This window comes from Flavobacterium sp. TC780, from assembly GCF_056783245.1.
Map to the genome: position 1 here is coordinate 1 of NZ_JBXBAV010000019.1, position 24,245 is coordinate 24,245.

Annotated in this window: 33 protein-coding genes and 2 pseudogenes; 24 read left to right on the plus strand and 11 right to left on the minus strand. The window is 32.4% G+C overall.

The genetic code is table 11. From position 1 onward, the window contains the following. Positions 1-46: 46 nt before the first annotated feature. Complete coding sequence (locus tag AC1RYN_RS01995) at positions 47-205, minus strand: hypothetical protein (RefSeq protein WP_481805658.1); 159 nt, start codon at positions 203-205, stop codon at positions 47-49. Here AC1RYN_RS01995 and AC1RYN_RS02000 point away from each other — a divergent pair. The 24 genes and pseudogenes from AC1RYN_RS02000 to AC1RYN_RS02115 all read left to right on the plus strand — a co-directional run bounded on the left by AC1RYN_RS02000 (position 141) and on the right by AC1RYN_RS02115 (position 15,447). Continuing rightward, the gene (locus AC1RYN_RS02000) at positions 141-407 is read left to right on the plus strand and encodes a BCCT family transporter (RefSeq protein ID WP_481805636.1); all 267 of its coding nucleotides are present in this window, start codon (positions 141-143) and stop codon (positions 405-407) included. The genes AC1RYN_RS01995 and AC1RYN_RS02000 overlap by 65 nt on opposite strands. 238 nt (positions 408-645) lie before the next feature. Beyond that, on the plus strand, positions 646-822 hold the full coding sequence (locus tag AC1RYN_RS02005; protein ID WP_481805637.1) for a hypothetical protein: 177 nt from the start codon (positions 646-648) through the stop codon (positions 820-822). Between the two features lie 30 nt (positions 823-852). Next, on the plus strand, positions 853-1,008 hold the full coding sequence (locus AC1RYN_RS02010) for a hypothetical protein (protein WP_481805638.1): 156 nt from the start codon (positions 853-855) through the stop codon (positions 1,006-1,008). A 2-nt stretch (positions 1,009-1,010) separates the two neighbouring features. Continuing rightward, complete coding sequence (locus AC1RYN_RS02015) at positions 1,011-1,553, plus strand: thiolase family protein (RefSeq protein WP_481805657.1); 543 nt, start codon at positions 1,011-1,013, stop codon at positions 1,551-1,553. After that, positions 1,508-1,795: a hypothetical protein gene (locus AC1RYN_RS02020; protein ID WP_481805639.1), complete on the plus strand. Its 288-nt coding sequence runs from the start codon at positions 1,508-1,510 to the stop codon at positions 1,793-1,795. The genes AC1RYN_RS02015 and AC1RYN_RS02020 overlap by 46 nt, the downstream gene beginning before the upstream one ends. Before the next feature lie 32 nt (positions 1,796-1,827). After that, positions 1,828-2,747 (plus strand): annotated as a pseudogene (locus AC1RYN_RS02025) (L-histidine N(alpha)-methyltransferase). Next, entirely contained in the window at positions 2,744-3,409 is a 666-nt protein-coding gene (locus AC1RYN_RS02030) for an aspartate/glutamate racemase family protein (RefSeq protein WP_481805640.1), read from the plus strand. Before AC1RYN_RS02025 ends, AC1RYN_RS02030 begins: the two are co-directional and overlap by 4 nt. Positions 3,410-3,428: 19 nt before the next feature. Further along, entirely contained in the window at positions 3,429-5,060 is a 1,632-nt protein-coding gene (gene pruA, locus AC1RYN_RS02035) for an L-glutamate gamma-semialdehyde dehydrogenase (RefSeq protein WP_149207262.1), read from the plus strand. A gap of 9 nt (positions 5,061-5,069) precedes the next feature. Beyond that, on the plus strand, positions 5,070-5,900 hold the full coding sequence (locus tag AC1RYN_RS02040) for a helix-turn-helix domain-containing protein (RefSeq protein WP_149207261.1): 831 nt from the start codon (positions 5,070-5,072) through the stop codon (positions 5,898-5,900). A gap of 201 nt (positions 5,901-6,101) precedes the next feature. After that, positions 6,102-6,557, plus strand: a complete 456-nt coding sequence (gene msrB / locus AC1RYN_RS02045) for a peptide-methionine (R)-S-oxide reductase MsrB (protein WP_392389470.1) — start codon at positions 6,102-6,104, stop codon at positions 6,555-6,557. Between the two features lie 16 nt (positions 6,558-6,573). Then, positions 6,574-7,029: a peptide-methionine (S)-S-oxide reductase MsrA gene (gene msrA, locus AC1RYN_RS02050; RefSeq protein ID WP_149207260.1), complete on the plus strand. Its 456-nt coding sequence runs from the start codon at positions 6,574-6,576 to the stop codon at positions 7,027-7,029. 20 nt (positions 7,030-7,049) lie between these two features. Further along, positions 7,050-7,589 carry a peptide-methionine (S)-S-oxide reductase MsrA gene (gene msrA, locus AC1RYN_RS02055; RefSeq protein WP_149207259.1) on the plus strand — a complete coding sequence of 180 codons (540 nt, stop codon included), beginning with the start codon at positions 7,050-7,052 and terminating at the stop codon, positions 7,587-7,589. 91 nt (positions 7,590-7,680) lie between these two features. After that, entirely contained in the window at positions 7,681-8,178 is a 498-nt protein-coding gene (locus tag AC1RYN_RS02060; RefSeq protein WP_149208502.1) for a redoxin family protein, read from the plus strand. 99 nt (positions 8,179-8,277) lie between these two features. Further along, positions 8,278-8,532, plus strand: coding sequence for a hypothetical protein (locus AC1RYN_RS02065; RefSeq protein ID WP_481805641.1), 255 nt, complete (start codon positions 8,278-8,280; stop codon positions 8,530-8,532). Then, positions 8,507-9,349 (plus strand): bifunctional methionine sulfoxide reductase B/A protein, encoded by an 843-nt coding sequence (locus AC1RYN_RS02070; protein WP_481805642.1) that lies wholly within the window; start codon positions 8,507-8,509, stop codon positions 9,347-9,349. The genes AC1RYN_RS02065 and AC1RYN_RS02070 overlap by 26 nt, the downstream gene beginning before the upstream one ends. After that, entirely contained in the window at positions 9,349-9,624 is a 276-nt protein-coding gene (locus tag AC1RYN_RS02075) for a GNAT family N-acetyltransferase (RefSeq protein ID WP_262410433.1), read from the plus strand. The genes AC1RYN_RS02070 and AC1RYN_RS02075 overlap by 1 nt, the downstream gene beginning before the upstream one ends. A gap of 15 nt (positions 9,625-9,639) precedes the next feature. Next, on the plus strand, positions 9,640-10,521 hold the full coding sequence (locus AC1RYN_RS02080) for a transglutaminase-like domain-containing protein (protein ID WP_149207257.1): 882 nt from the start codon (positions 9,640-9,642) through the stop codon (positions 10,519-10,521). 47 nt (positions 10,522-10,568) lie between these two features. After that, positions 10,569-11,147 (plus strand): hypothetical protein, encoded by a 579-nt coding sequence (locus AC1RYN_RS02085; RefSeq protein WP_481805643.1) that lies wholly within the window; start codon positions 10,569-10,571, stop codon positions 11,145-11,147. 29 nt (positions 11,148-11,176) lie between these two features. Then, positions 11,177-11,542: a glycosyl hydrolase gene (locus AC1RYN_RS02090; RefSeq protein WP_481805644.1), complete on the plus strand. Its 366-nt coding sequence runs from the start codon at positions 11,177-11,179 to the stop codon at positions 11,540-11,542. A gap of 175 nt (positions 11,543-11,717) precedes the next feature. Then, positions 11,718-13,274 (plus strand): protein adenylyltransferase SelO, encoded by a 1,557-nt coding sequence (locus AC1RYN_RS02095; RefSeq protein ID WP_395414026.1) that lies wholly within the window; start codon positions 11,718-11,720, stop codon positions 13,272-13,274. Positions 13,275-13,318: 44 nt separating this feature from the next. Continuing rightward, positions 13,319-13,678: a bacillithiol system redox-active protein YtxJ gene (gene ytxJ / locus AC1RYN_RS02100; protein WP_149207254.1), complete on the plus strand. Its 360-nt coding sequence runs from the start codon at positions 13,319-13,321 to the stop codon at positions 13,676-13,678. Positions 13,679-13,687: 9 nt separating this feature from the next. Beyond that, positions 13,688-13,969 (plus strand): DUF427 domain-containing protein, encoded by a 282-nt coding sequence (locus AC1RYN_RS02105; RefSeq protein ID WP_481805645.1) that lies wholly within the window; start codon positions 13,688-13,690, stop codon positions 13,967-13,969. Positions 13,970-14,024: 55 nt separating this feature from the next. Then, positions 14,025-14,864, plus strand: a complete 840-nt coding sequence (locus tag AC1RYN_RS02110; protein ID WP_481805646.1) for a M43 family zinc metalloprotease — start codon at positions 14,025-14,027, stop codon at positions 14,862-14,864. 310 nt (positions 14,865-15,174) lie between these two features. Then, the gene (locus tag AC1RYN_RS02115) at positions 15,175-15,447 is read left to right on the plus strand and encodes a hypothetical protein (protein WP_481805647.1); all 273 of its coding nucleotides are present in this window, start codon (positions 15,175-15,177) and stop codon (positions 15,445-15,447) included. Between the two features lie 82 nt (positions 15,448-15,529). Here the strand turns inward: AC1RYN_RS02115 and istB are convergent. From istB to AC1RYN_RS02165, 10 genes and pseudogenes are all read right to left on the minus strand, one after another. Next, positions 15,530-16,272: pseudogene (istB, locus tag AC1RYN_RS02120) on the minus strand (IS21-like element helper ATPase IstB). 22 nt (positions 16,273-16,294) lie between these two features. Continuing rightward, positions 16,295-17,542, minus strand: a complete 1,248-nt coding sequence (gene istA / locus AC1RYN_RS02125) for an IS21 family transposase (protein ID WP_481805648.1) — start codon at positions 17,540-17,542, stop codon at positions 16,295-16,297. Further along, positions 17,523-17,843 (minus strand): helix-turn-helix domain-containing protein, encoded by a 321-nt coding sequence (locus AC1RYN_RS02130; protein ID WP_481805649.1) that lies wholly within the window; start codon positions 17,841-17,843, stop codon positions 17,523-17,525. The genes istA and AC1RYN_RS02130 overlap by 20 nt, the downstream gene beginning before the upstream one ends. A gap of 327 nt (positions 17,844-18,170) precedes the next feature. Beyond that, positions 18,171-18,983, minus strand: coding sequence for a hypothetical protein (locus AC1RYN_RS02135; RefSeq protein WP_481805650.1), 813 nt, complete (start codon positions 18,981-18,983; stop codon positions 18,171-18,173). A gap of 325 nt (positions 18,984-19,308) precedes the next feature. Continuing rightward, positions 19,309-19,557 (minus strand): hypothetical protein, encoded by a 249-nt coding sequence (locus tag AC1RYN_RS02140; RefSeq protein WP_481805651.1) that lies wholly within the window; start codon positions 19,555-19,557, stop codon positions 19,309-19,311. Positions 19,558-20,235: 678 nt separating this feature from the next. Further along, complete coding sequence (locus AC1RYN_RS02145) at positions 20,236-20,427, minus strand: hypothetical protein (protein ID WP_481805652.1); 192 nt, start codon at positions 20,425-20,427, stop codon at positions 20,236-20,238. 15 nt (positions 20,428-20,442) lie between these two features. Continuing rightward, complete coding sequence (locus AC1RYN_RS02150) at positions 20,443-21,489, minus strand: hypothetical protein (RefSeq protein ID WP_481805653.1); 1,047 nt, start codon at positions 21,487-21,489, stop codon at positions 20,443-20,445. A 310-nt stretch (positions 21,490-21,799) separates the two neighbouring features. After that, the gene (locus AC1RYN_RS02155; protein ID WP_481805654.1) at positions 21,800-21,994 is read right to left on the minus strand and encodes a hypothetical protein; all 195 of its coding nucleotides are present in this window, start codon (positions 21,992-21,994) and stop codon (positions 21,800-21,802) included. Between the two features lie 262 nt (positions 21,995-22,256). After that, on the minus strand, positions 22,257-22,538 hold the full coding sequence (locus tag AC1RYN_RS02160; RefSeq protein ID WP_481805655.1) for a helix-turn-helix domain-containing protein: 282 nt from the start codon (positions 22,536-22,538) through the stop codon (positions 22,257-22,259). 761 nt (positions 22,539-23,299) lie between these two features. Beyond that, positions 23,300-23,839 carry a hypothetical protein gene (locus AC1RYN_RS02165; protein WP_481805656.1) on the minus strand — a complete coding sequence of 180 codons (540 nt, stop codon included), beginning with the start codon at positions 23,837-23,839 and terminating at the stop codon, positions 23,300-23,302. Between the last annotated feature and the right edge of the window lie 406 nt (positions 23,840-24,245).

Here is a 24,245-nt window from a genome sequence, read left to right on the forward strand (position 1 = left end):
TGTTATGTTTATGTTTTAATCTACTGGTAGAGACGTATTGCTAAGGTTAATACATCTTTCTCCTGTTGTTAGGGAGGCAGCACCTGAGAAGTATAAGAGAATATTTAATTGCAACTATTTTTATTCCAGCGATAGCCAGTATGTTTTGGTTTTCTGCTATTTGGGATAATGCTTTTGGAAAGGTTAAAGATTTTTCGGACCCCATTTTTAAAGATGTTTTCTCATCTATGTTTGTGTTTTTAGAGCTTCACCCTTTTAGTTCCATAACTGTTTTATTAGCAATCGTGCTTATTTTGATTGCTATTATTAATTCGGTAGATTCTGCCATATATGTTCTTTCAATGTTTAGTGATGGAGGGAACAAAACCGTTCTAAAAATCATAAACTTTTGTGGGGTGCAATTATAACACCACTTCTATCGGTTTAATGGCGTTGGGGACTGATGATTTACTCAACGCAATTAGTAATTTACTAATCATTTTTGCTCTCCCATTCAGCATTTTATCATTTATATGATTACGCTTTTCTTAACAAAATATTTCAAAAAGACATGAGAATAAAAAATGAAATTTGGATAGCCGCTTGGCCTTAGAACTCCTTTTGCAAAAGCAGACAAAGAGTTAAACTCTTTCTTCAGCTTTAGATATGTCTAAAGAAGTTCTGAAACAAAATGAAAAATCAAAGTACACAATTACCCAATATGGTTGTTTGGGGAAGCGTATCCCTACCTTAAAATACAGCAATTTGGGGCGAGAAATAGTTATGGACTCAGATTTGCCAGAAGAAACCATTGGTTTTTCTACTGTTTCTAGCCTGCAGTAGCTCACTTCTGCCGCTATTGAAACTTTAGGCATGATTACTGACGATGAAATTGCTATTGCTGGAGGGGTTGAATCTTTTAGTAATGTACAAATTGGTTTGAACGATAAATCATCCCAATGGCTAAAAAAAATAAGTACTGCTAAAAAGCTTTTAGAGAAGACAAAATTACTGGTTTCTTTTCTCTAAGAATACAACCGCCGGCCCAAAAAAACAGAAGTACTGGGAAAAGTATGGGTGAGCATGCAGAAATCACTGGGCAAAGACTAGGTATCAGTAGAATAGAACAGGATAAACTGGCTATTGATAGCCATACTAAATACTTTCAAGCCAAAGAAAAAGGCTTTTATAGTGATTTAATTTTCCCCGCTTTCGGATTGTCGAGCGATACAATTCGGAGAGAAGACACTTCCATTGAGAAAATTCAAAACTTAAAACCAGTTTTTGATTTTACGGGGAAAGGAACCATTACAGCAGGGAATTCTTCTTTGTACACTGATGGCTCTGCTGCTGTTTGGATTGCAGGGAAAAAGGCAATAAACAAAATTAACTCTCCGTACAAAGCTAGGTTTGTCGATTGGGAAATGGCAGGAGTAAATATTGAAGAAGAAGGGATATTAATGGCTCCAACTGTAGCAATTTTAAAATTATTATACCGGAACAACTTAAAATTTGATGATCTTGATTTGTGGGAATCCACGAAGCTTTCGCTTCACAAGTTCTTGCAACCATAAAAAAAATTCAAGACAAAAATTTTACAAAAAATAGGAATGATTTCGATTTGGCCCCTTCCCCTATGGGAAAATTAAACCCTAACGGAAGTGGTTTTTCAATCGGTCATCCATTTGGTGCAACAGGCGCAAGAATTTTAAGCCAATCAACAAAACATTTAACACAATTAGGGACTGGAAAAAAAGCAATCATCAGTGTTTGTGCTGATGGCGGTTTAGGGGCTGTCGCACTCATAGAAAATTAACAAAAAATGAACGAACAATTTAAAAAAGACATATTTTACAAGGACTACAAAATCCAACGCAAAAAAAATTACCTTCTCGCTATTTTTATGATAAAAAAGGAGATGCCTTATTCCAACAAATTATGGCGCTCCCTGAATATTATTTACCAGAGCTGAAATGGAAATTTTTGAAACAAAAACCGCTGAATTAATAGAAAGTTTAGGTTTTGATAATCAAAATCAATTTGATGTAATCGAATTAGGTGCTGGCGATGGAACCAAAACCATTCATCTATTAAAAGGATTAACAAATCGTAATATAGATTTTCAATACTTACCAGTAGATTTTTCTTTAAATGCGCTACAAGGACTAGAAAAATATTTGAAACAAGAAATCCCAAACTTGATAATTAAACCTAACAATGCTGATTACTTTAAAGCACTTGAAAATATAAAAAAAGACAGCAGGATAAAAATAGTTTTTTTTCTTGGTTCCAGCATTGGTAATTTAGATGATGAAATGGCAACAGAATTTATTTACCAATTAGGGTCTCACCTTAGTAAAGGGGATAAAATATTATTAGGTGTAGACCTAAAAAAGAGCAAAGATGTTATATTGCCGGCATACAACGATAGCCAAGGGATTACTGCAGAGTTTAATCTAAATCTACTTGATAGGATAAACAATGAATTAGGTGCAAATTTTGATAGATCAAAGTTTGTTCACAACCCTGTTTATGATGAAGAAGTGGGGATGGCAATAAGTTATCTTAAAAGTTTGTGTGACCAAAGCATTGTCCTAGATGGGAAAATAATTAAATTCACAAAAGACGAACTAATTCATACTGAAATTTCGCGGAAATATGATGATACGATAATGCGTAAAATACTATCTAAAACAGATATGAGATGGGAGTATAAAGTTACTGATTCTAAAAAGTTTTTTGCAAACTATATCTTAGAAAGAAAATGATAAACAAACTGGGGATACTTGGGTTAGGGACCTCATCTACTCTACACTATGTAGATGAGCTCAATAAAAAATTTCTACAAAAATTTGGGGGATATAGTACTTGTCCATTCATAATGGTTAACACAAATTTTAATACGATAAATCCCTTTTTGCCAGATCAAGAAATCGATTTGTATAAAAATCTTTTACCCTACTTGTACTTCATAGAACAAATAAGCATAAAACACTTGTTGGTTCCTAATATTACCATTCACGAAGTTTTAGATAAAATTTTAGAGAAACATCATTTTAGCTTTACCCTAATTCACCCTGTTAACCTTATTATTGCTAAATTAAATAAAAATGCAGTTACGAAAGTAATAATCCTTGGAAGTCTATACACAATGCAAGGGAACTACATTCAAAATTTGCTCCAAGAAAACAAAATAACAACAATTGAACTAGACATAAAAGATCAAAAAAAAGTTGATGATTTAAGGAAATCTATTTACAACAAGGATACTGGAGACTCCTCACTTTTAGAAAACCTCTTAAAAAAACATCCAAATGTAACCTTTGTCTTAGCTTGTACAGAATTGTCGCTTTTAAAGTATAAAAGTCCTTACATTATTGATCTCCCAGACTTACAATTAGATAACGCAATAACATTATTTAAAAACTAATCTATAAAATAAAACAATTATGGCAAATGCATATTTTACAATTAAAAAACCCTTTAACGAACCAGTTAAAAATTACGAGCCAGGAAGCTCTGAGCGTAAAGATTTACTAAAAGCTTTAAATACGCTTAAAACTACAGAAACAAAAATACCTATGTATATAGGAGGAAAAGAAGTAATTAGTGAGGAAAAAAGCAACATTTATTCCCCTCACGATCATAATCAATACTTGGGGTATTTTTACAAAAGTTCAAAAGAACATATCACGCAGGCTATAAATGCAGCTCTCGAAGCCAGAGAAAAATGGGTCGAAATGCCTTGGGAGCAAAGAGCAACTATATTCTTAAAAGCTGCTGATTTGATGGCAGGTAAATACAGAGCAACCTTAAACGCGGCAACCATCTTAGGCCAAAGTAAAACAATTCACCAATCTGAAATTGACAGTGTATGTGAATCAGTAGATTTTTTAAGATTCAACTCTTATTTTATGTCACAATTGTATCAAGAGCAACCGGAGTCAAGTGATGGCGTTTGGAACAGAATGGAATGGAGACCTTTGGAAGGTTTTATTTATGCCTTAACTCCTTTCAATTTCACTTCCATAGCTTGTAATCTCCCAACAAGTTGTGCATTAATGGGTAATGTTGTCGTTTGGAAACCAAGCAATTCTCAAGTTTATACCGCTAAAATATTAATGGATATTTATAGAGAAGCAGGAATTCCTGACGGGGTTATTAATCTAATATATCCTTCTGGCCCCGATGCTGCCGATGTTATCTTTGAACATCCTGATTTTTCAGGCATTCACTTTACTGGAAGCACTGGTGTTTTTCAAAATATCTGGAAAACCATTGGGACCAATATTCATAAATACAAGTCCTACCCTAGAATTGTTGGGGAAACTGGCGGGAAAGATTTTATTGTAGCACACAACACTGCAAACATAGATGCATTGGTTACGGCGATAATTAGAGGTTCTTTTGAATATCAAGGGCAAAAATGTTCAGCTTCTTCTAGAGCTTACATCCCTAAAAGTATTTGGCCTACTGTAAAAGACAAGCTTATAAAAGAAATGAGCACAGTAAAAATGGGAAGCCCAGAAGACTTTACTAATTTTATGAGTGCTGTTATCGATCAAAAATCATATGATAAATTGTCATCTCATATTGAAGCGGCAAAAAACAACCCAGAAATAGAAGTTGTTTTTGGAGGTGAACATTCAAATGAAAAAGGATATTTTATTCAACCAACCATAATTTTAACCAAAGATCCAAAATACGTAACGATGTGTGAAGAACTTTTTGGCCCATTACTAACTATCCATGTCTATGATGATCTTAAGTTTGAAGAAATTTTAGATATTGTAAATTCGACTTCTATTTACGCTTTAACTGGAGCTTTTTTTGCTGATGACAGAGAAATAATAAACATAGCGAATAAAAAACTAACAAATGCTGCTGGGAATTTTTACATTAACGACAAACCTACAGGCGCAGTTGTAGGGCAACAGCCTTTTGGTGGGGCTAGAGGTAGTGGGACTAACGATAAAGCGGGATCGAAAATTAATTTATTGCGTTGGACATCTGCTAGAACTATTAAAGAAAACTACACGCCTCCAACAAATTATAGATACCCATTTATGAATCAAGAATAAGTATAGTATATGTTTTTTAAAGGTAAATTAGACGAGTATTTATTTGTGTCCGAAATTGTCCCGGAGCGAAAATATATGTTCAACACAGATTTAAAAAAAGGTTTAACTATATTATGGAATACTGGTGCAAAATTTAATCTTACGATAGACAACATTCCGTATGAAATAAATACGAATTGCTTTGTGTTTTTAACTGCTTTTCACAAAATAGCCGATTTTGATTTCGAAAAATTACGAGTAATTCAATTCAACCAACCGTTCTATTGTATTGAAAACCATGATAGTGACGTTGGCTGCAAAGGATTACTTTTTTTTGGAGCATCTAGTGTCCCTAAAATAGAAGTAAAAGACAACATTTATGCCTTTAATCTCATCTGGGAAGTGCTTGAAATGGAAATTGATCAGCATGACAGTTATACTTTAGAGATGTTAAAAGCTATACTAAAAAGGGTGCTAATTCTTTGTGTTAGAATTTATAAAAAACAAAATTTTACTCTTAAGGAAGATTCTAAAGCAATTGGACTAATTCGTGAATTTAATTTTCTTGTAGAAAAACACTACAAAACGCACACCACTGTTGCTGCATATGCAGATATGCTTTTTAAAACCTCTAAAACATTAGCGAATCTATTTAAAAAGCATATAGACAAAACGCCGCTAGAAATCATCAATAATCGTAGGTTATTAGAAGCAAAAAGATTGCTTAACTACACAGACTTTCACATTCAAGAGATTGCAAACGAACTCTCTTTTAATGACGTACAATCGTTTAGTAGCTTTTTTAAAAAACAAACGAACATGTCCCCTACTGAATTCAGAAACAACACCAAGGGAGTTTGAAACAAAAATAAGGAAGTATAAACAAATACTTCCTTATTTTATTTTATAATTTTACTACTGCAAATCAACATTATAAATATACAAATTCAAAAAACTCTAGACGACCTTAAGGAATTATAGACAATCATAAAGGAAATTTGAATTATATATTTTAAAGAGATTGGATGTAACTTTGTATAACAAATCAAAATACATATAATTATGGAAAATAAAATAATAAACTGGGCAGATGTTATTAGATTCGCGAATAAAGGCAACTTAACTCCAGATAGAAGAGTTGAAAAAACAGATGATGAATGGAGAAATCTATTAACTGAAGAACAATTTTATATCACTAGAAAAAAAGGAACGGAAGCTCGTTTTTCAGGAGAACATTGTTCTCGACATGAGCCTGGTGTTTACAATTGCATCTGTTGTGACACACCTCTTTTTGATTCTACCGAGAAATTTAACTCTGGAACTGGATGGCCAAGTTTCACCCAGCCAATAAAAGAAAATGCAATTAAATACGAAAAAGATGGAGCGTTTGGGATGATTAGAGTAGAGGTTATGTGCAACGTGTGCGATAGTCATTTAGGGCATGTTTTCCCTGATGGCCCAAATCCAAGTGGATTACGCTACTGCATTAATTCGGTATCTTTAAATAAAAGCGAATAATAAGAAAGGAGTATTTATGAAAAATTTACAAAAAGCAACATTCGGAGGAGGTTGTTTTTGGGGAGTTGAAAAATATCTCCAAGAAATTCCAGGAGTAATCGACGCAGTTTCTGGGTATGCTGGAGGAGATTTTATTGACCCAAGCTATTCAGATGTGTGCGGAGGAAGAACTGGACATGCCGAAGTGGTAGATGTTGAATTTGATACAAATCAAATTAATTATGAAGCCTTACTAAATTTGTTCTTAAAAAAATATGGAACGACGTCCGACAGTAATAAAACTTCTATTTCTCAGTACCGATCGATTGTTTTATATCGAGATTTAGAACAAAAAAACACAATAGATAAAGTTTTTGAGGACTACAAGAATAATAGTAAAGATTTAACTACTCAAAGCATAAAATTAGAACACTTCTATCCCGCCGAAGACTATCACCAAGATTATTATGGTAGTTGTCGTATTAATGAATAATTAAACAAGAAGTTTCAACCATGAAAAATAAACAAATCGCAACATTTGGAGGTGGATGCTTCTGGTGTATAGAGGCAGTGATTCAGAGATTAAAGGGCATTGAAGAAGTTGTTTCAGGCTATGCAGGAGGGACTTCTAAAACACCTACCTATCGAGAAGTATGTAATGGTGATTCTGGGCATGCAGAAGTAATTCAAGTAACTTTTGATTCAGAAATATTATCATACGAAGAATTGTTAATCATTTTTATGACAAACCATAATCCTACAACGTTGAATTATCAAGGAGCTGATTATGGGACGCAATATAGATCGGTTATATTTTATCATAATGAAGAACAGAAGTTAATTGCAGAAGAAGTTATTAAACAACTAAACCCATTGTTTGGGAACAAGATAGTTACCGAACTTGGCCCAATGGAAAGCTTTTACCCAGCTGAAGAATATCATCAAGATTATTATAATCGAAATACCTACGCGGGGTACTGTCAGGCTGTTATTACACCTAAAATAACAAAACTAAAAAAAATGTATGCAGACAAAATTAAAGAAAGTGCTTAGTAGATATTTTTATACAACACTTACGATCTTGCTATTCATTAGTTGTACAGAAGCACAAAAAAAAGAAAATTTTAATATAAAAGGAAAAAAAATGAACACAACAAAATCATACGGAATAGAAGGGCTTAAAGCTCCTGAATGGAATATTAAAGATTGGGTAGATGGAAATGGAAATAAAATAGCACCCATTAATTTATCTGATTTAAAAGGAAAATTTAAAGTTATTTATTGTTTTCAAAGCTGGTGCCCAGGGTGCCACAGCATAGGGTTGCCATCTCTACAAGCAATGACCGAAGCGTTGAAAGATAACGATAATGTGAAATTTCTAGCAGTGCAAACCGTGTTTGAAGGCTCAAGTAGCAATACTTACGATAAAATGTTAGAAGTTCAAAAAAAATACAACTTAAAAATTCCATTTGCTCAAGACAATGGAGACGAAAGTACTAGGAACATTTCTAATATTATGTATAATTATAGAACAGGAGGCACTCCTTGGTTTATATTTATTGATCAAGATGATAATGTAATATTCAACGATTATCATTTAAATACAGAAAAAGCAATTGAATTTTTGCAAACAATAAAATAGTTTTTTCATAGTAAGTTTAGGTTAATTGGAAGTATCCCTCCGAGGGTAAAAACTTGGAGGTTTGCTTTAAAAAATAATAATTACAAAATAAAAAGAATCATGAAAAATAGAGATAATTTTATAAAATTTGTAATGATGGTATTTGTTACTCTCACAATACAATCATGTGCACAAAGCACTTCAAAATCTGACGGAGATAAAATAAAAAATTTGGCAGTAACCTCTGTAAACAAAACAGAAGACCAATGGAAAAAGGAACTAACTCCCCAACAATACTATGTATTGAGAGAAAAAAGGAACAGAAGCTCCTTATACTGGGGAACTTTTGATGAACAAAGAAAAAGGTGTTTATAAATGTGCTGGCTGTGGGAATGAACTTTTTACAGATAATATGAAGTTTGACTCTCACTGTGGTTGGCCTAGTTTTGACCGTGAAATTGCTGGAGGTAAAATCACAACAAAAGAAGATAGAACGCTAGGCATGTTAAGAACTGAAATTAATTGTGCAAAATGTGGTGGTCATTTGGGGCATATTTTTGACGACGGGCCAACTGATACTGGCAAAAGATATTGTGTAAACTCAGTTTCTTTAACTTTTGAGCCTAAACAAAATAAAATTGAAAAACCTAAAAAAGCACAATTAGAAACCATCACTTTAGGCGGAGGATGTTTTTGGTGTATCGAGGCTATTTATGAAAAATTAGAAGGAGTAAAATCTGTCGTATCTGGGTACGCAGGCGGCACTGTATCAAATCCTACCTATGAAGAAACCAGTTCTGGAAAAACAGGGCATGCAGAAGTTACTCAAATAACTTTCGACAAAAATAAAACTTCTGTTGAAGAAATATTAAAAGTTTTTTTCACAGTTCATGACCCTACAACTACAAACCGCCAAGGGGCTGATGTAGGATCACAATATCGATCAATTATATTATATAATAACCCTGAACAAAAGAAAATTGCAGTTGACATTATAAATGCTTTAAATAATGAAAAAGTGTACGATAACCCTATTGTGACACAAGTAATGCCTTTAACTGGATTTTATAAAGCCGAAAATTATCATCAGGATTATTACACAAATAACAAATCACAACCTTATTGTGAAATGGTAATTCAACCAAAGTTAGAGAAATTTGAAAAAGTGTTTAAAGATAAAATTAAAAAGTAATGATCATATCAAATATAGAGCATCATCCAGAATTTAGACTGTTTGTAATGAAAGTTGGGGATGATTTTGCCAAAATAGAATATACAGAAAGAGACAACTGTTATTATTTAGTTCACTCAGAAGTTCCTAAGCATCTTAGAGGGCAAGGGATTGGGAAAATATTGGTAGAAAAAACATTTGAGTACCTCCACAACCATAAAATAAAAGGAATTGCTGTTTGTTCTTACATAAAAGCAATTGTTGATAGAAGCGAAAAACTTAAAAAAATTTCATAAAGAAAGGAATAAATTATGAAAACTCTCAGTTTTGATAAAAACAAAATAAAAGCATTAATACAGCTATTAGACGACCCTAACAATGAGGTTTATGATTTGGTGGAAAAAGAAATTCTTTCTGGAGGTAGCGAACTTATTCCGTATTTACAAGAAGGATTTGATCACTCAAATAATGAGCTTCAAAAGACTCGCTTAGCAACATTATTAGATAATTTTAAATTAAACCATTTGAAAAGAGAAATCGTTAAATGGAGTAAAAACGAAACTCATGATTTACTTAAAGGGTTGTTGCTAATCGCGAAATTTGGTTATCCAAGCTTAAGTGAAAATGAAATAACAAAAACAATACAATTGCTTGCACAAGAAATCAAACCATTAGTTGAAAACAAAAGCAACTATGAAATTATGCAAGCAATGAATATGGTTATCTTAGACAATCACAAGTTTGGAGGAAATTATAAAAACTATTCTGGAATCAACAATTCCTTTATTAATAAAGTTATTGAAGATAAAGTAGGGAACCCAATTATGATTTGTGTAATATACCTGTTGGTTGCAAAAGAGTTAAACATCAACTTAATAGGAATTAACTCCCCTAAGCATTTTATCATGGGAATTTTAGAAGAAACGGGCAAAGACATATCTATTTATAATGATGAACTTATCAATCAAATAGATTTTTATATTGATCCTTTTTTTCAAGGTATATTTTATGGCAATGACAAATTTGACGAGTTCTTAAAAGAAATTAATTTTAATTTAAAAGATAAAGTTTTATTGCCTGCTACAAATTTAGACATTGTTAAACGAGTAATGAATAATCTAATATACGCCCTTCATACTAGTGGCGAAAAAAAATCAGCAACTGATTTGCTAAAAATTGTAGATTTGTTATAATGTAATTGTTAGCTGTAAATTCACCTAACACTACAAAACAAGCGACAATGAAAAAAACAATAACAGCAATAACTCTACTTCTTTTCTTTTTAACAACAAACTGTCAAACAATCAAGGAGAAGAAAAATAAAGAGAAATATACGCCAAGCGTTGAAAATCCTAGAAAGGTATTAATAGGTTTTAATCAAAATTTCTCGATGATGCCAAATATGAATGAGGCAATATATAAAAACATTCAACTATTAAAACCACAAATGCTACGTTACCCAGGTGGTACAGTTACCCATAGTTGGAATTGGAAAGAAGGAGTTATAATGACAAGAAAAAACAAGTCAGTTCACCCAATTGTTGAAATTAAAACTTTGACTGATTATACAAACGCTGACTTTGTTTTTGTGTTAGATATTTTGAACAAAACCCTATCAGACCAGATAGAGATGCTAACCGCAATTGAAAAGTTAGGTGTGGAAATAAAGTATATTGAATTAGGGAATGAATTATATGCTCAAGATGACAATTATAAAAAAGTATTCCCAACAGGAAAAGATTACGCTTTAAGAGTTAATGAATGGCTTCCTGAACTGAAAGAAAATTCCCAAATTCAAAAATTGCAGCACTTTTATTAGGCAGAAAAGTTAAAGAATCTAATGATAGAATGTATAACTGGAATAAACAAGTGGTTGAAAATACAATAAATAAAATAGATGCCTACACATATCATATTTATATAAATGAAAACAAAACATTTGAGGACAAAAAATCTGAATTTATCTCGGTAACTCAAAAGGCAAACACAAAAGACAAAGAACTTTGGATAACAGAATATGGGAATAATCAAGATAAGTCTAATCCAAATTACTATGATGAATTAACCAAACTCGCTGACTTTGTAGAAAATTATCCTAATGTGACAATTGCATTAAATCACCAAATTATAGACGGAACCAAGAACAAATTAACGGCTGATGGAATAGACTTTGTGGAAGAGGGAAAAATGTTTTTAAAACGAGTGAACAAATAAAAACACAGCTACCGAGCAGTCATAATATGTAGGTTAAAGTACCACTATGGAACACTTAAACCAGGTTTTCAACAGAAGTAATTTTATTAAGCCTTTGTACTAAAATTCCGTGACATCGCTAAGTTGCGTTCTATTCGAATCATCAATAAACTATAACAGTAAAATCAAAAAGCAAATGAAACTAAACATCAAAGATACATTCAATAAAGAGTTGCCTGCTGACAAAGAAACAGAAAACTCAAGAAGGCAAGTAAATAATGCATGCTTCTCTTATGTTACGCCTAAAAGTCCTAGCAACCCTGAATTGGTTCATTATGCTTCTTTTTTAGCGAATGATTTAGGTATCGCTAACGACGTGCAAACAAAAGAGTTTCTCGATGTTTTTTCTGGTAATTCTGTTTACCCTGAAACAAATCCGTTTGCTATGTGTTATGGTGGACACCAATTTGGTAATTGGGCAGGACAATTAGGTGACGGTAGAGCTATAAATCTTTTTGAAATTGAAGCAAACAACAAACATTGGGCATTACAATTAAAAGGAGCTGGTGAAACACCCTACTCTAGAACTGCCGATGGATTGGCAGTGCTACGCTCCTCTGTAAGAGAACATTTATGTAGCGAAGCCATGCATAGTTTAGGGGTTCCAACTACACGATCATTAGCATTAATCCTATCAGGAGATGAGGTTTTAAGAGATATTCTATATAATGGGAATCCAAAACTGGAAAAAGGAGCAATTGTAACCCGTGTCGCTCCTAGCTTTATCCGATTTGGTAATTTTCAAATCTTTGCCTCTCGCAGAGACAATAAAACACTTAAAGAACTTACTGATTATACAATCGCACATTATTTCCCAAATATAAAATCTGAGGGCAAAGAAAAGTATTTGGATTTTTATCAAGAAGTAGTAAACAAATCTCTAGAAATGGTTGTAGAGTGGCAAAGAGTGGGTTTTGTACACGGTGTTATGAATACTGACAATATGTCTATATTAGGATTAACCATTGATTATGGCCCGTATGGTTGGTTGGAAAATTTCGATCCGGATTGGACTCCAAACACCACCGATAGACAAAATAAAAGATACCGATTTAGAAATCAACCAGACATTATACTTTGGAATCTTGTTCAATTAGGAAATGCATTATATCCACTAATAGAAGACATCCCTGCGATGGAAACCATTTTAACCGCTTACAATAAAACGTATGATACAAAATACCATAAAATGATGGCGGCAAAACTGGGCTTATCTTCAACCTATACGACAGAAAACCATGACGAACTAATAAATTTATTGACACAGTCTAATATTGACATGACAATCTTTTTTAGAAATCTGAGTTCTGTTACTAAATTAGATACCCCAAAGGAAGCCTTTACTAAAATAAAATATGCTTTTTACAATATCGAAGAATTACCTAATGAAATAATAACAAAATGGGAAGTTTGGCTAAAAAGCTATTTAGAAATGATTAATGCAGAAGAACAAACAGACTCTGAACGCAAAGCATCCATGAATCGTAATAACCCTAAATATGTGTTACGAAATTATATGGCACAATTAGCAATAGAATCTGCGGAAAAAGGCGATTATTCATTAATAAACGAGCTCTATCTGTTGCTCCAAAAACCGTACGAAGAACAATCTGAACATGAAAAATGGTTTGCTAAAAGACCTGATTGGGCTTTAGAAAAAGTGGGTTGTTCAATGCTTTCTTGCAGCTCTTAAATAATTGCTAATAATTTATATCTTTACTAAGAAATTTAAAATTTATGAAAACTACAAACTGGAACACAATAAAAACGGAAAAAGATGTCCTTGATATTATTGAAAAATCAAAGGATAAGCCTCAAATTATTTTTAAAGATAGTGTTTCGTGCGGTATTAGTGCCTTTGCAAAAGAACGCCTTAAAAATGATTCCCCTCTTATCGAAAGCATCTCAGCCTTTAATTATCTTGATTTACTTTCTTACAGAGAAGTATCAAATTTTATCGCTAAAAAATTAAATGTAATTCATCAATCCCCACAAATTATCGTTTTAATAAAGGGGGAAGTAATTTATAGAGATTCACATCATTCCATTGAAGCAAAAAAAATTGCGAATAAAATTACTACTTTTGTAGAAGGATAAGAACAAATTATGAAAGCAACTTTTAACAACAAAATAATAGCAGAAAGCGACCAAACAATTAGCTTCAAAGGGAACACTTATTTCCCACATCAAAGTCTAAAAAAAGAATACTTTAAGCCAAGTAAAATAAGCTCTGTTTGCGATGAGAAAGGCGTTGCTCATTATTACAACGTTGAAGTAAATGGGAGATTTAGAGATGATGCTGCGTGGTTCTACCCTGAAGCAACGAGTCAGGCAAAATTAATTGAAAATTATGTAGCCTTTTGGAAAGGTATAAGAATTGAAGAATAATCTATATTTAATTTAAATGTATTTAATAGTAAACAACAAATTGGTCTTTCAAAGTATGGGATTTTATTTGTTGTTTCTTTTTTTCTTGGTTGCTTGTCAAAATAATCATCCTGAGGATTCTCAAACTATCTGTGCGTCACAATTCTGCAATGCACAAGGGAAGAATGAAATACTGGCAACAAAAGACAAAGCATACACTCCATCAATTATACAATTTCCTGCTAATCTTGTTATTGCTTCCCCAAACACTAACGATTACTCTAAATACATCAAAATTATTGATACGCTTAATACTAAACTAAACAAATCAGGAATAAACATCCTCCTAAATCCAAATATTTTACGTGTAAATCAAAAAAAATCAATTGACAGAATAGGATATAGTGATAAAATAAGAAAAGAGCTTGAATCTAAAATTAAAACAAAGTATTTAACGTTTGTAATTGTTCCTTCTGGACAAAAACTAAATGGGTTTACTTATACTCTTAATCAAAATTTTTGGTATTATTTAGGATTCGGATATAATTATATTTATATTTCCGATAATCCTAACGTTAGTGTGGCAACTTTCGCTCATGAAACGGGGCATTTTTTTGGTCTCCAACACACCTTTGGTTCTTCATCTGAGCAATTTACTACAAAAGAGAGCATCTTGGAAAACAATTGTAATACCGAAGGGGACTTTATATGTGACACTCCAGCAGATTACAACACACCTATAGATAAAAATTGTAGATACGTTGGCGCTAGATATAAAAACTACAATCCTCCCATAGAAAATTTCATGAGCTATTCTCCAGGTTTTTGTAGGAATCATTATTCTAACGAACAATTAATTTTCATGGGGAAATTCGCTAAAAGTTACAGATTTAACATTGCTAAATCCTCACAATAACCCTCCTCACTTAAAAAAGCATTCTCACTCAATATTATTTTAGGGAAAGAAACTTAATGGAGTTTTGTAAAAAAAATGCATGACGATTCAACCCCAACGCAAAGCTTGCATTTCTTGTAGTTTCTAATTTGCCACTGAGACTTCGCATAGTTTGCATATTGGTTTGTTAATATTAATGCGAATTAATTTCATAGAAATGGTCGGATATGTCGTTTATCATTGCATTTGTTAAAAAGATTGGCAATGTTTTATATTAATTTTGTATTTTTAAACAATTTTTTGCTTCTAAAAAGCGAGACTACGACAAAATATGACACTATTGCCCCCTATTAAAATTAAGATAATTAAAATACTGCCTTTTTTGGTAATGCCCCTTTTGGCGAGTTGCTTATCATTTAGACAATCTGATGACAACAAGTCTGTAACTACATTTAGTCTGGACACATTAAAACTATATGACCAAAACAGGCAAAGAGAAATTCCTATTGCCATCTACCACCCTAAGATCGATATTTCAGGAAAACAAAAAATTGTCATTTTCAGTCACGGTTATGGGCAAAACTGGATATTCTGGATAAAGTGAGCACCTAATTCCGGATAAAAGTGAGCAGTATAAATGAACTCAAAAAGGTGTCTAAAAAGTAGTTTAAAAATATAAAATTATTTTACTCTATTGGTTGTTTTTCTATTTTCTTTTTTCTCATTGATTCTCCTTTTAATTCTATCCGAAGAGCATTGTGAACGATTCTATCTAAAATTGCATCTGCAATGGTTTGTTCTGCAATAACTTCATGCCAGGATTCAACTGGGAGCTGCGAAGCAATAATAGTTGATTTTTTCCCCATGCCTGTCTTCAATTATCTCCATAAGATCCTGCCTTTTAAGATTATCTAATGACTGCAGCCCAAAATCATCTAGAATAATGAGATCCTGCTTTTCTATTTTATTAATTTCTTTTATATAAGAGCCGTCAGCTTTAGCCATTTTAAGTTTGGAAAAAAGTTTATTGATATTAAAATACATTACTTTGTAGCCCATCATACAGGCTTTATAGCCAATTGCGGTAGCTATAAAGCTTTTACCAACACCCGTACTTCCACAGACAAGGATGTTTTGTTTGTTTTTTTATAAAATCACAAAACTCAAGTCTGTTTATCAAGTTTTTATCTACTCCTCTGGAACTGTCAAAATCGATTTCTTCCATAAAAGCTTTATATCTAAACTTGGCAGTATTGATTAATCTTTCAACTTTTCGATTTTCTCTGTCATCGTATTCAGAGTTAATTAAATAGGCAATAAGTTCATCATTTGTATAATCGATGGTACTTGCTTCTAAAGTAGTATTAAAGGCTCTGGACATTCCGTAGAGCCTTAATTGTTTCATTTTCTCTAATGTTTGATCATTCATATTGTTATTTTATTAATGGTTATTATTTGTAATATTCCCGACCTCTGATATTATTATGTTTGGGTATTTCTTTGTCTTCAATAGTAGGATCTTCATCGATTAAGTCTAATCCTTTCTCCAAGATAGATTTGATGATTGGGTAATTGATTTTTTCATAATCCATAGCTCTCTTACAAGCATTGTTTAATCTGTCATTGCCTACTTTATTGGCTAAACTTAATACACCTGTACAGGATTTATAAGATTGCTCGGGATGCTGTTTTTTATCTAATATTTGTATAATAAATGATTTGCAAAATTCTCCAACAGAAGCTCCCCATTGGATAAACCTCTCAGGATTCCACTCTGCCACAAACTGATGTGATGTGGGCATGTGTTCTTTATTTGTTGTATAAAGATATTTGGAGTAGTCTCTCTGATGACTGGCTATTATGCGCTGTCCATGATAAATCTCAACGGTAGTTTTACTGTAAATAATCAATACTTTCTTGCCCATATAAATAAAAGGCACACTATAATAGTGTTTGTCTTTATTGAGATAAACATGGCTGGATTTATGAACGGTTGCTTTAGCAAAACCTTTGAGCTGATAGGGATTAACAGGTAAAAATGATAGTGTTTCTTTCTCTATCTCATTAAACAAATCTAATCTTGAGTATTTCCTGCCTTTAAAAGACATTGTATTATGCTTTTCTAAAAGTGGTAAAATAGCATCATTAAGGGCTTCTATAGTAAAAAAATCTTCTTTGCGTAAAGGAGCAAAAATTCTGGTATAAATTATTCTTACTGCATTTTCAACCAGAGCCTTATCTTTTGGATGATAAGCTCTGGTAGGCAGTATTGTGGTTCCGTAATGAGAAGCAAAGTCTAATAAATATTCCGTTACCAAGGGCTCATATTTATCACTCTTTTTAACAGCTGTTCTTAAATTATCAGTTACAATAGCGCTTGGAACACCCTGATAATAGTCTAGCATTTTTACCAGACTTCCCATAAAGTCTTCTTTATTTTGGGTTCTGGTAGCTTCTACAAAAGTAAGTCCGCTTGCTCCCAATACACTTACAAAAACTTCTACTTCACACAGTTCTCCTGTAGACTGGTCAATAACGGATAATTTCTTTCCTGTATAGTCCACAAAAACTTTATCCCCTGCCTTATGATGCATATGCATCGATGGCTTGAGTTTGCCTCGCCAATTTTGATAATGATAGCAAAACTGAGAATAACTGTAGCCATCAGGATGATTTTCCCTATATTCTTCCCAGAGCAATTGGCGGGTAACACCAACTCGCTTTAATTCTTTTTCTATCGTGGGAAATAAGGATTTCTAAAACTATGTTTTTTTCGGGAACGGGTTTTATCTGGCCATCAAAGAGTTCTTCCAGATCTTCATTACTAAGACCTGATAACTCTTGATAAGTAAAAGAATTTTGATGAAATGATTCAATATATTTCTTTACAGTATTGCGCGATAAGCCTAATTGTCTGCTTATTTGGAGCTTACTTACTCCTTGAGTATATAAACGTAATAATTGCAAAATGTTTCTCATATCCAGTCGTTTATTTGCCATATCTTTTGTTTTAAAAACAAGTAAGATATTCTTTATAAACACTACTTTTTGAGGTGGTCACTTTGAACCGGAATCAATTGATCTCTTTCACAAGAATAGGGTGATCACTTTGAACCGGAATCAATTGCTCTCTTTTACCGGAATGGGGTGCTCACTTTTACCAGAATTTGCATTTTACCTTTTAAAGCAATATCGAGAATTTTATTTCTGTTCTCTCCATAAGCCCATTTTGGATTAATCAACTTAAGTTGCTCTAAAGATTTATTTCGGTAGTATTCAAATTTCTCAGACATATTATTTTAGTGAATCTGCCAAAAATTGCAATTATTAGCAGTTATTTTTTCTATACTTTTCGTGTAATTCAATCATTTGTTTGAATTCTGCTTCTTCATCATAATTTATTTTATTGTTTATAAAATCAAAATCTGATGTTTTTATTATTAATGGAGAAACTTTTATTAATTCATTACTGTGAACATTACTTTCGTCATAATTAATTTCCATTACATCGTAAATAGTTATCGAGTTCAAATTCAGTTTTTTTAATACTAAATCATTTGATATTGCGAGATTGGTTAATCCGTATTGCATTTTAACACTTGGATACGCAATTGCTTCAATTTTAAAACCGTTTTTATCTTTTTTTGCTTGTAAAAATCTTGACGATAGAATACTTGAAAACAGATAGTTTTCTCTTTCAGTATAAATTACAATTTTGATGAATTCTTCAGTAAAAAAGAGCATAACATCTTCGAAAATTTCACCTAAATTTGGATCAATCGTATTTTTTGAATTTATCCAAGCATTATATGCGTCAATGCTTTCTTTTGATAAATTATTGATATTTGGATTGAAGATATTATGAGTGTTTAATTTCTCCCCTTTTTTAATTTCCCATTCACTTACAGTTATTAAATCTCCAACATTTGGTTTAGTTTCCCAAATTGCAGTTTTGAAATCTAATGCTGAATAAAAAACACTTTCATTAGGTAAATTACATCTTCCATAATATGATTTATTCAAAGGCGGACCAAGTAAGTCATCAATAAGTTGTAACTTAACTTTAGCACCTTGGTATAAATGTTTATTGTTGGTAACTCTAAATAATTTAGTTGGATAAGTATCAGCCCAAAATGTCATATTTATGTTGACAAATTTTATGAAGCTAGCTTTAATTTCTTCAATTTCCTTTTCAGATAAGTTATGAAATCCCTTTTCACTGATCTCTAAAGAAATTTCAATTTCTCTCTAATACTCGCTGGAGAATTAAATAAATTTTTGGTATAATCTTTTACTATTTGTTCAATCATAAGTCTAGGTTTCAGGGGATTTTCAGGAAAATAGCAACTAACTTATTTATATGCTAAACAAGCATTCATAAAGCTATTCAAAATGGATGTCTAAATATCCGGTTATATTCGAATATAAGAAATAATCTCCATAAATTATCTAATAGATTTTTTATTTATTGAATCATTATTAGATATATTATCTTCATCATCAATATAATATCCTTTTGGCAACCCGTAAGTTTCCACAAATTCCATAAACTTAAGTGAGGTATAATTTTAGTATCTTTTGATATATTTTTCTCATTTAGAATTTCATTGATTTGCTTTCTAATTTTGGCGTCACTAAACTGATTACAATACATTTCAACCAGTACCGCTTTTGTAACAGAATGAGGAAGCGGTTTTTTATTATTCTTATTCATTTGTTTTTTTTATATTAAGCACTCTTTCTCAAATCATTGATATGGAATAAGATTCTGAAAATCTTATCTTCCAATGGTCTTACTACTTTTTTCTTGCCTTTAAAAGGAAAATGACAAATTGCAATGGCAGGACAATAACAATTGAAATGCACAAGAGTATCACATAAGCATTGCACAGCAGTATTGTAAGGCGGTTTTTTAGTTTGATTCTCATAATTTGTGCTTTAAATATTAATTAATTTTTCGTGCAAAAGGTCTGACATGGATTGCATTGTAATTCTCTGTTCTTGCGTTCTTTTCTCTCTTTCCCATTGACAGCAGAAAAGAAGTATAACTGCCTGTGTGGGAGAAAGAGTAATGTTTGATTCCTGTTTTTTGCTTTCAATCTTTGTCCTAAATATGAAAAACATACTTTGGAGTGTATCGATTACAATAATTTTATTGCAATACTTTTCATAATCTTTGCAATGGGCTTATTTCGTCAACTTTATGTTAATGAATTTGAGCAGTTTGGATTGTATAATTTCAATATCTTCTATCTTGATTTTCTTTAAGGCTATTTTCATAATTGAATTTGAATTGAGAGATTAATAGATTGTTTTCATAAAACTGTACCACGTTGGTAATGGTAAAAAGTTTGCTTTTTTCAAACCTCCTGAGCATACTTTGATAACAAGCTCACTCTTTCGTTTGTTTTGGTTTATTGGCGACCACCAAACCGCATTTTTTTCTTTTGTTTTGGGTAAGGATTACCATTTTAATTTTTGATTTTGTGGGGCAAATACTGGCATAGTTATAATTGGTTAAGTTAAAATTCAAAAAATCATATTGTGCATAATCATTGTCGATATTGATTATTTTTTCATTCAATTTCAACGATTTTTTTTAAATCATTTGTGGCAATTTTTCTAAGTACTCTTTCGGTAAATTCTTTTCTACAAAATCAAATAATTGTGGCATTGTAATTTTATTTTTGAAGAAACGATTTACTTCATTTTCGCATTTCTTAGCATGATTCATTGTTGTCTTGCGTCTTACCGCATTGGCTTCCTGTTTCTTCTTTAAAGCTTCATACTTAGATTTATTTTGTAAATACTCCCCCCATTTGGCTTTAGTATATTCAAATCCTACTTCTTTTGAAGTTTTTCGGGTCATATCAAAATAATCGAATGGAAACAAAGGCGGAAACTCATTTTTAGCAAACCATTTTCTAGCCCATTCGGCACGCCAACGCATTTGTTTAATATCTTCGACAATTCCTGCCTTATTAAAAGATTCCCCAGTAAATGCAATCCATTTATTTTGCATATACAATGAAATTGCTTTTTTCCATGAACCTGCAAAAGGAGTTGAATTTTTATAAATCTTTGCGATTCCCTTGAAAAAGTCTTGTATTACCAGTTCTCTAAAATCTTCTTTGAGCATTGTTCCAGAATAAGCTTCTTTAAACAAGTATCGGATATCAATAGGTTTGTAGTTGTTATATTCTTGATTGGCTAAGTTTACCGCTAATTCTTGTGGGTGGATTATCAAGTTTTGAAGCTTTTCAGACAAAGTATTTAAAACTTTAACACGCTCCGCCCCCGCCCCCACAGTTGGATTTTGTAGTTTGCTGGCTGGTGTTCTTGTAAAAAACAAATAAGAAGGCGTGACCGAAGGGAACTCCTTATCAAATTGAGAAATGTTCTTAACATTCTCTTTCATTTGAAATTCATTTAAATTTGTTCTAGTATTCTCATTGTTATCAGGTAAAACTTTCTCATTTACAGGGTTAACACATTGATTTTCAGTAGTTGTTAATTTTGAGGTTTTGAGGTCTAAAACTGTCAAAATTTCGCTATTGATATGCACTTCAACGGGTCTATTTTGCCCCGAAAAATGATAATCAACAAATACCCCACATTCTTCTAAACGCTGTCTATGGTTACGCACGGTCTTTTTACAGAGGTCTAAACTTGTGACTCCGTTACGTTGTAATGCGGTTACTAAAAATGAGTTGATTCTAAATTCTTCAATAGGTTCTTTCTTGCGTTATGGCCTCCTTTGATGAATTTTTCATTGCGCTTCATTAGTTGCGAATTGTACAGATGCAACAGGTTTTGAAAAACAATTTCGGTGGCAATTTAACGCTTTTTTGGATTTTGTTTTTCTCCACAATTAAGCCATAATCATTGCAGAACTCATTTACTGCCTCGTTGTATGCTCTTGCTTTAGGTTTTTCTTATTCAGCAAAAAGACTTTTCTAAATTCCGTCTGTACTTCTGTAAGAGCATTTTCCTTGCAGAATTGCTCTACTAAGATTGTGGTCTTTGGATAAGTTCGTTTTCTGCCGTGTCTTAAAATTGTAACTGGCAATGTACTTGCGGTAGTTGTCCATCGTTGTAGAAAAAGCTTCTTCGATTATGGCGGGATAAACCGCAATGATTCTGTTATCCAATTGTAATGTTGCGTTTTCTATTGCAATGGTTTCTTCGATTTGCTTTTTAGCCTCTGTATTGCCAAAACCAAAGAGATTCGAGGCAAGGGAGAAAACTCGTCGTCTATTTTTTGTTGTGTACTGGCTCTCATAGTATTTTTGTTTAACCTTTCAGCAAGGCGTAAATGTTTACGCCTGTGCGTCAAGGAAATTCAGCGAATTGCTGTCTATGTATCGTGTATTGCAATGCTTTAGAATAAAATTGCAATGGGATTGCAATGGTTTATTTGCTTCTGAATGATTTGTTGTAGTTCTCTGCCAGCAGTTTGTCAACGTCCGAGAGCTTGTAAAAGATTTTTTTACCTACTTGACTAAATGAAATTTTGCCTTCATCACGCCAACCTTGGGCGGTACGTTTGGAGATACCCATTAATTGTATAAATTCCTCATTATCCATAAAGGATTTTTTGAGGCATTGGTTTGGGTGCTTAATTGATTTTGCAGGGAATCCCAACCTTGAAGTTAATTCTGCGAACTGTGCTTTGGACAAGATAAATACCTCCATGATTTGCGTATTTAAAAATTATGAAGCAAATGTGCGGGGTATGAAAAAGTCTTTTAGTCTTTTCTTGGTCTTCAAGGACTAAGTTTTCTTTTTAGGTTTTTGGAAGCCCTTATTTTAAAGGGGTTGAAGTTTTGGGCTTCTTATAAAAACAGGGAGTGAAAAAAGACCTTTTTTATTTTGTGTAGAAATGGGTGAAAATCGCCTCTAAAATGACATTTTTTGACCCTTTTTAAGCCAAAAAAAGGCATTTTTGAAAAAGTCTTTTGAGGTCTTTTCATTTTAAAAAGACCTTTTTCATTTATAAAAAACCTTTATTCTGACAAGGGTTTACAACGATTTTATTGATGTAGAAAATGTGAAAAAATAAAAAGTCCACAGGGAATTTGTGGACTTTTTGTGTTTGATTATAAAAGTTTGCTTATATCTATTCTTTTATGGGTATTGGGGCGTTTGTCTTCCCTTGAGGGTTGGAGGATAGTTTTAACGCTAAGGGGACTTAGTTCCTTTCCGTCTTTGTCAATGAATGTGTTTACAATTATTTCCGCAATATCATTGATATTGCCCTCAACCATTGGCTTACCCTCAACCAATATTTCACGGGACATTTGATAGATATGTCCACAAACTGATTGACATTGCAATTGAATTGCAATTTAGTATGTGGGATTGGATTGCCCGGAACAATAGGCTTAAATTTATCAATGGAACTTTTGATGCTCTGCAATTCATAAATCTGCTTAATCTCCTTACTGCATTGCACATCAAACAAGGGCAATTTTTGATTCGATAAACTCATATTCGCTTGTCTGTACTCGCTTCTCTTTCGTGAGTAAAAGTATCTTCTCATTATCATCGTCAAGGCTGTCGATTTGCTTTTTGACTTCACAAAATGAAAAATGCCTGTCCTCACTTTCTGCATTGATAAACCTTTTAGCTATTGTCTGTTTGCTTTCTTTTGAACTCGAAAACTGTATTTCTTTTCGTTTGGATTCTATCAAATTGAATAGTTTGTTATAACGGCATAAGGCTTTTTTACTGGTAAATAAATCCTCATTATTGGAAATCAATTCTTCAAAACGATTTAACCAAACAATCGGCTCTTTAACCAAGCTGGTTTGATAATTTAGAAAAATGGGGTAATCGGAGTAGTGTAATTCAAAAATCTTATTAATTAGTGCGGTACAATAGTCTTGTACTGTAACTTTTTTATCGAGAATAATATCAAAATCGTGATTGGAAACTTTTGTAGAATGCACCACTACCATTTCGAGAAACGAGGTAGTTTGAAAATTTTGCTCCATAGAATTTTAATGCTACAATTAGGGTTATGTTTTTGCATTTTCTTTGAAATGGCAATTTTAAATTTATCCCAGTTCAAAATTCGTTTTTGAAGCCTCTGTTTTGGCTGTTAAGCCTTTACTATTGCGGAATATCTATTTAAAAGAACTACTTTCTTTGGCGCTAAAATAGAGGGAAAAAAATCCTTTTTTTTAAAAGGATTTCATAAATTTTTATTAAATATTTAGCAATATTTTAGCTACGATACTACTTATTTTTCAATAACGTGATTAACAGTATTTTATTATTCTCACTTTTTTACACAATTTAATAAATATAATTATCTACTGCCTTATCCAGTTCTTCTCCCAAGATTTTTGCATATACCTAGGTGCTGCCTCCCTAACAACAGGAGCATGTATTAACCTT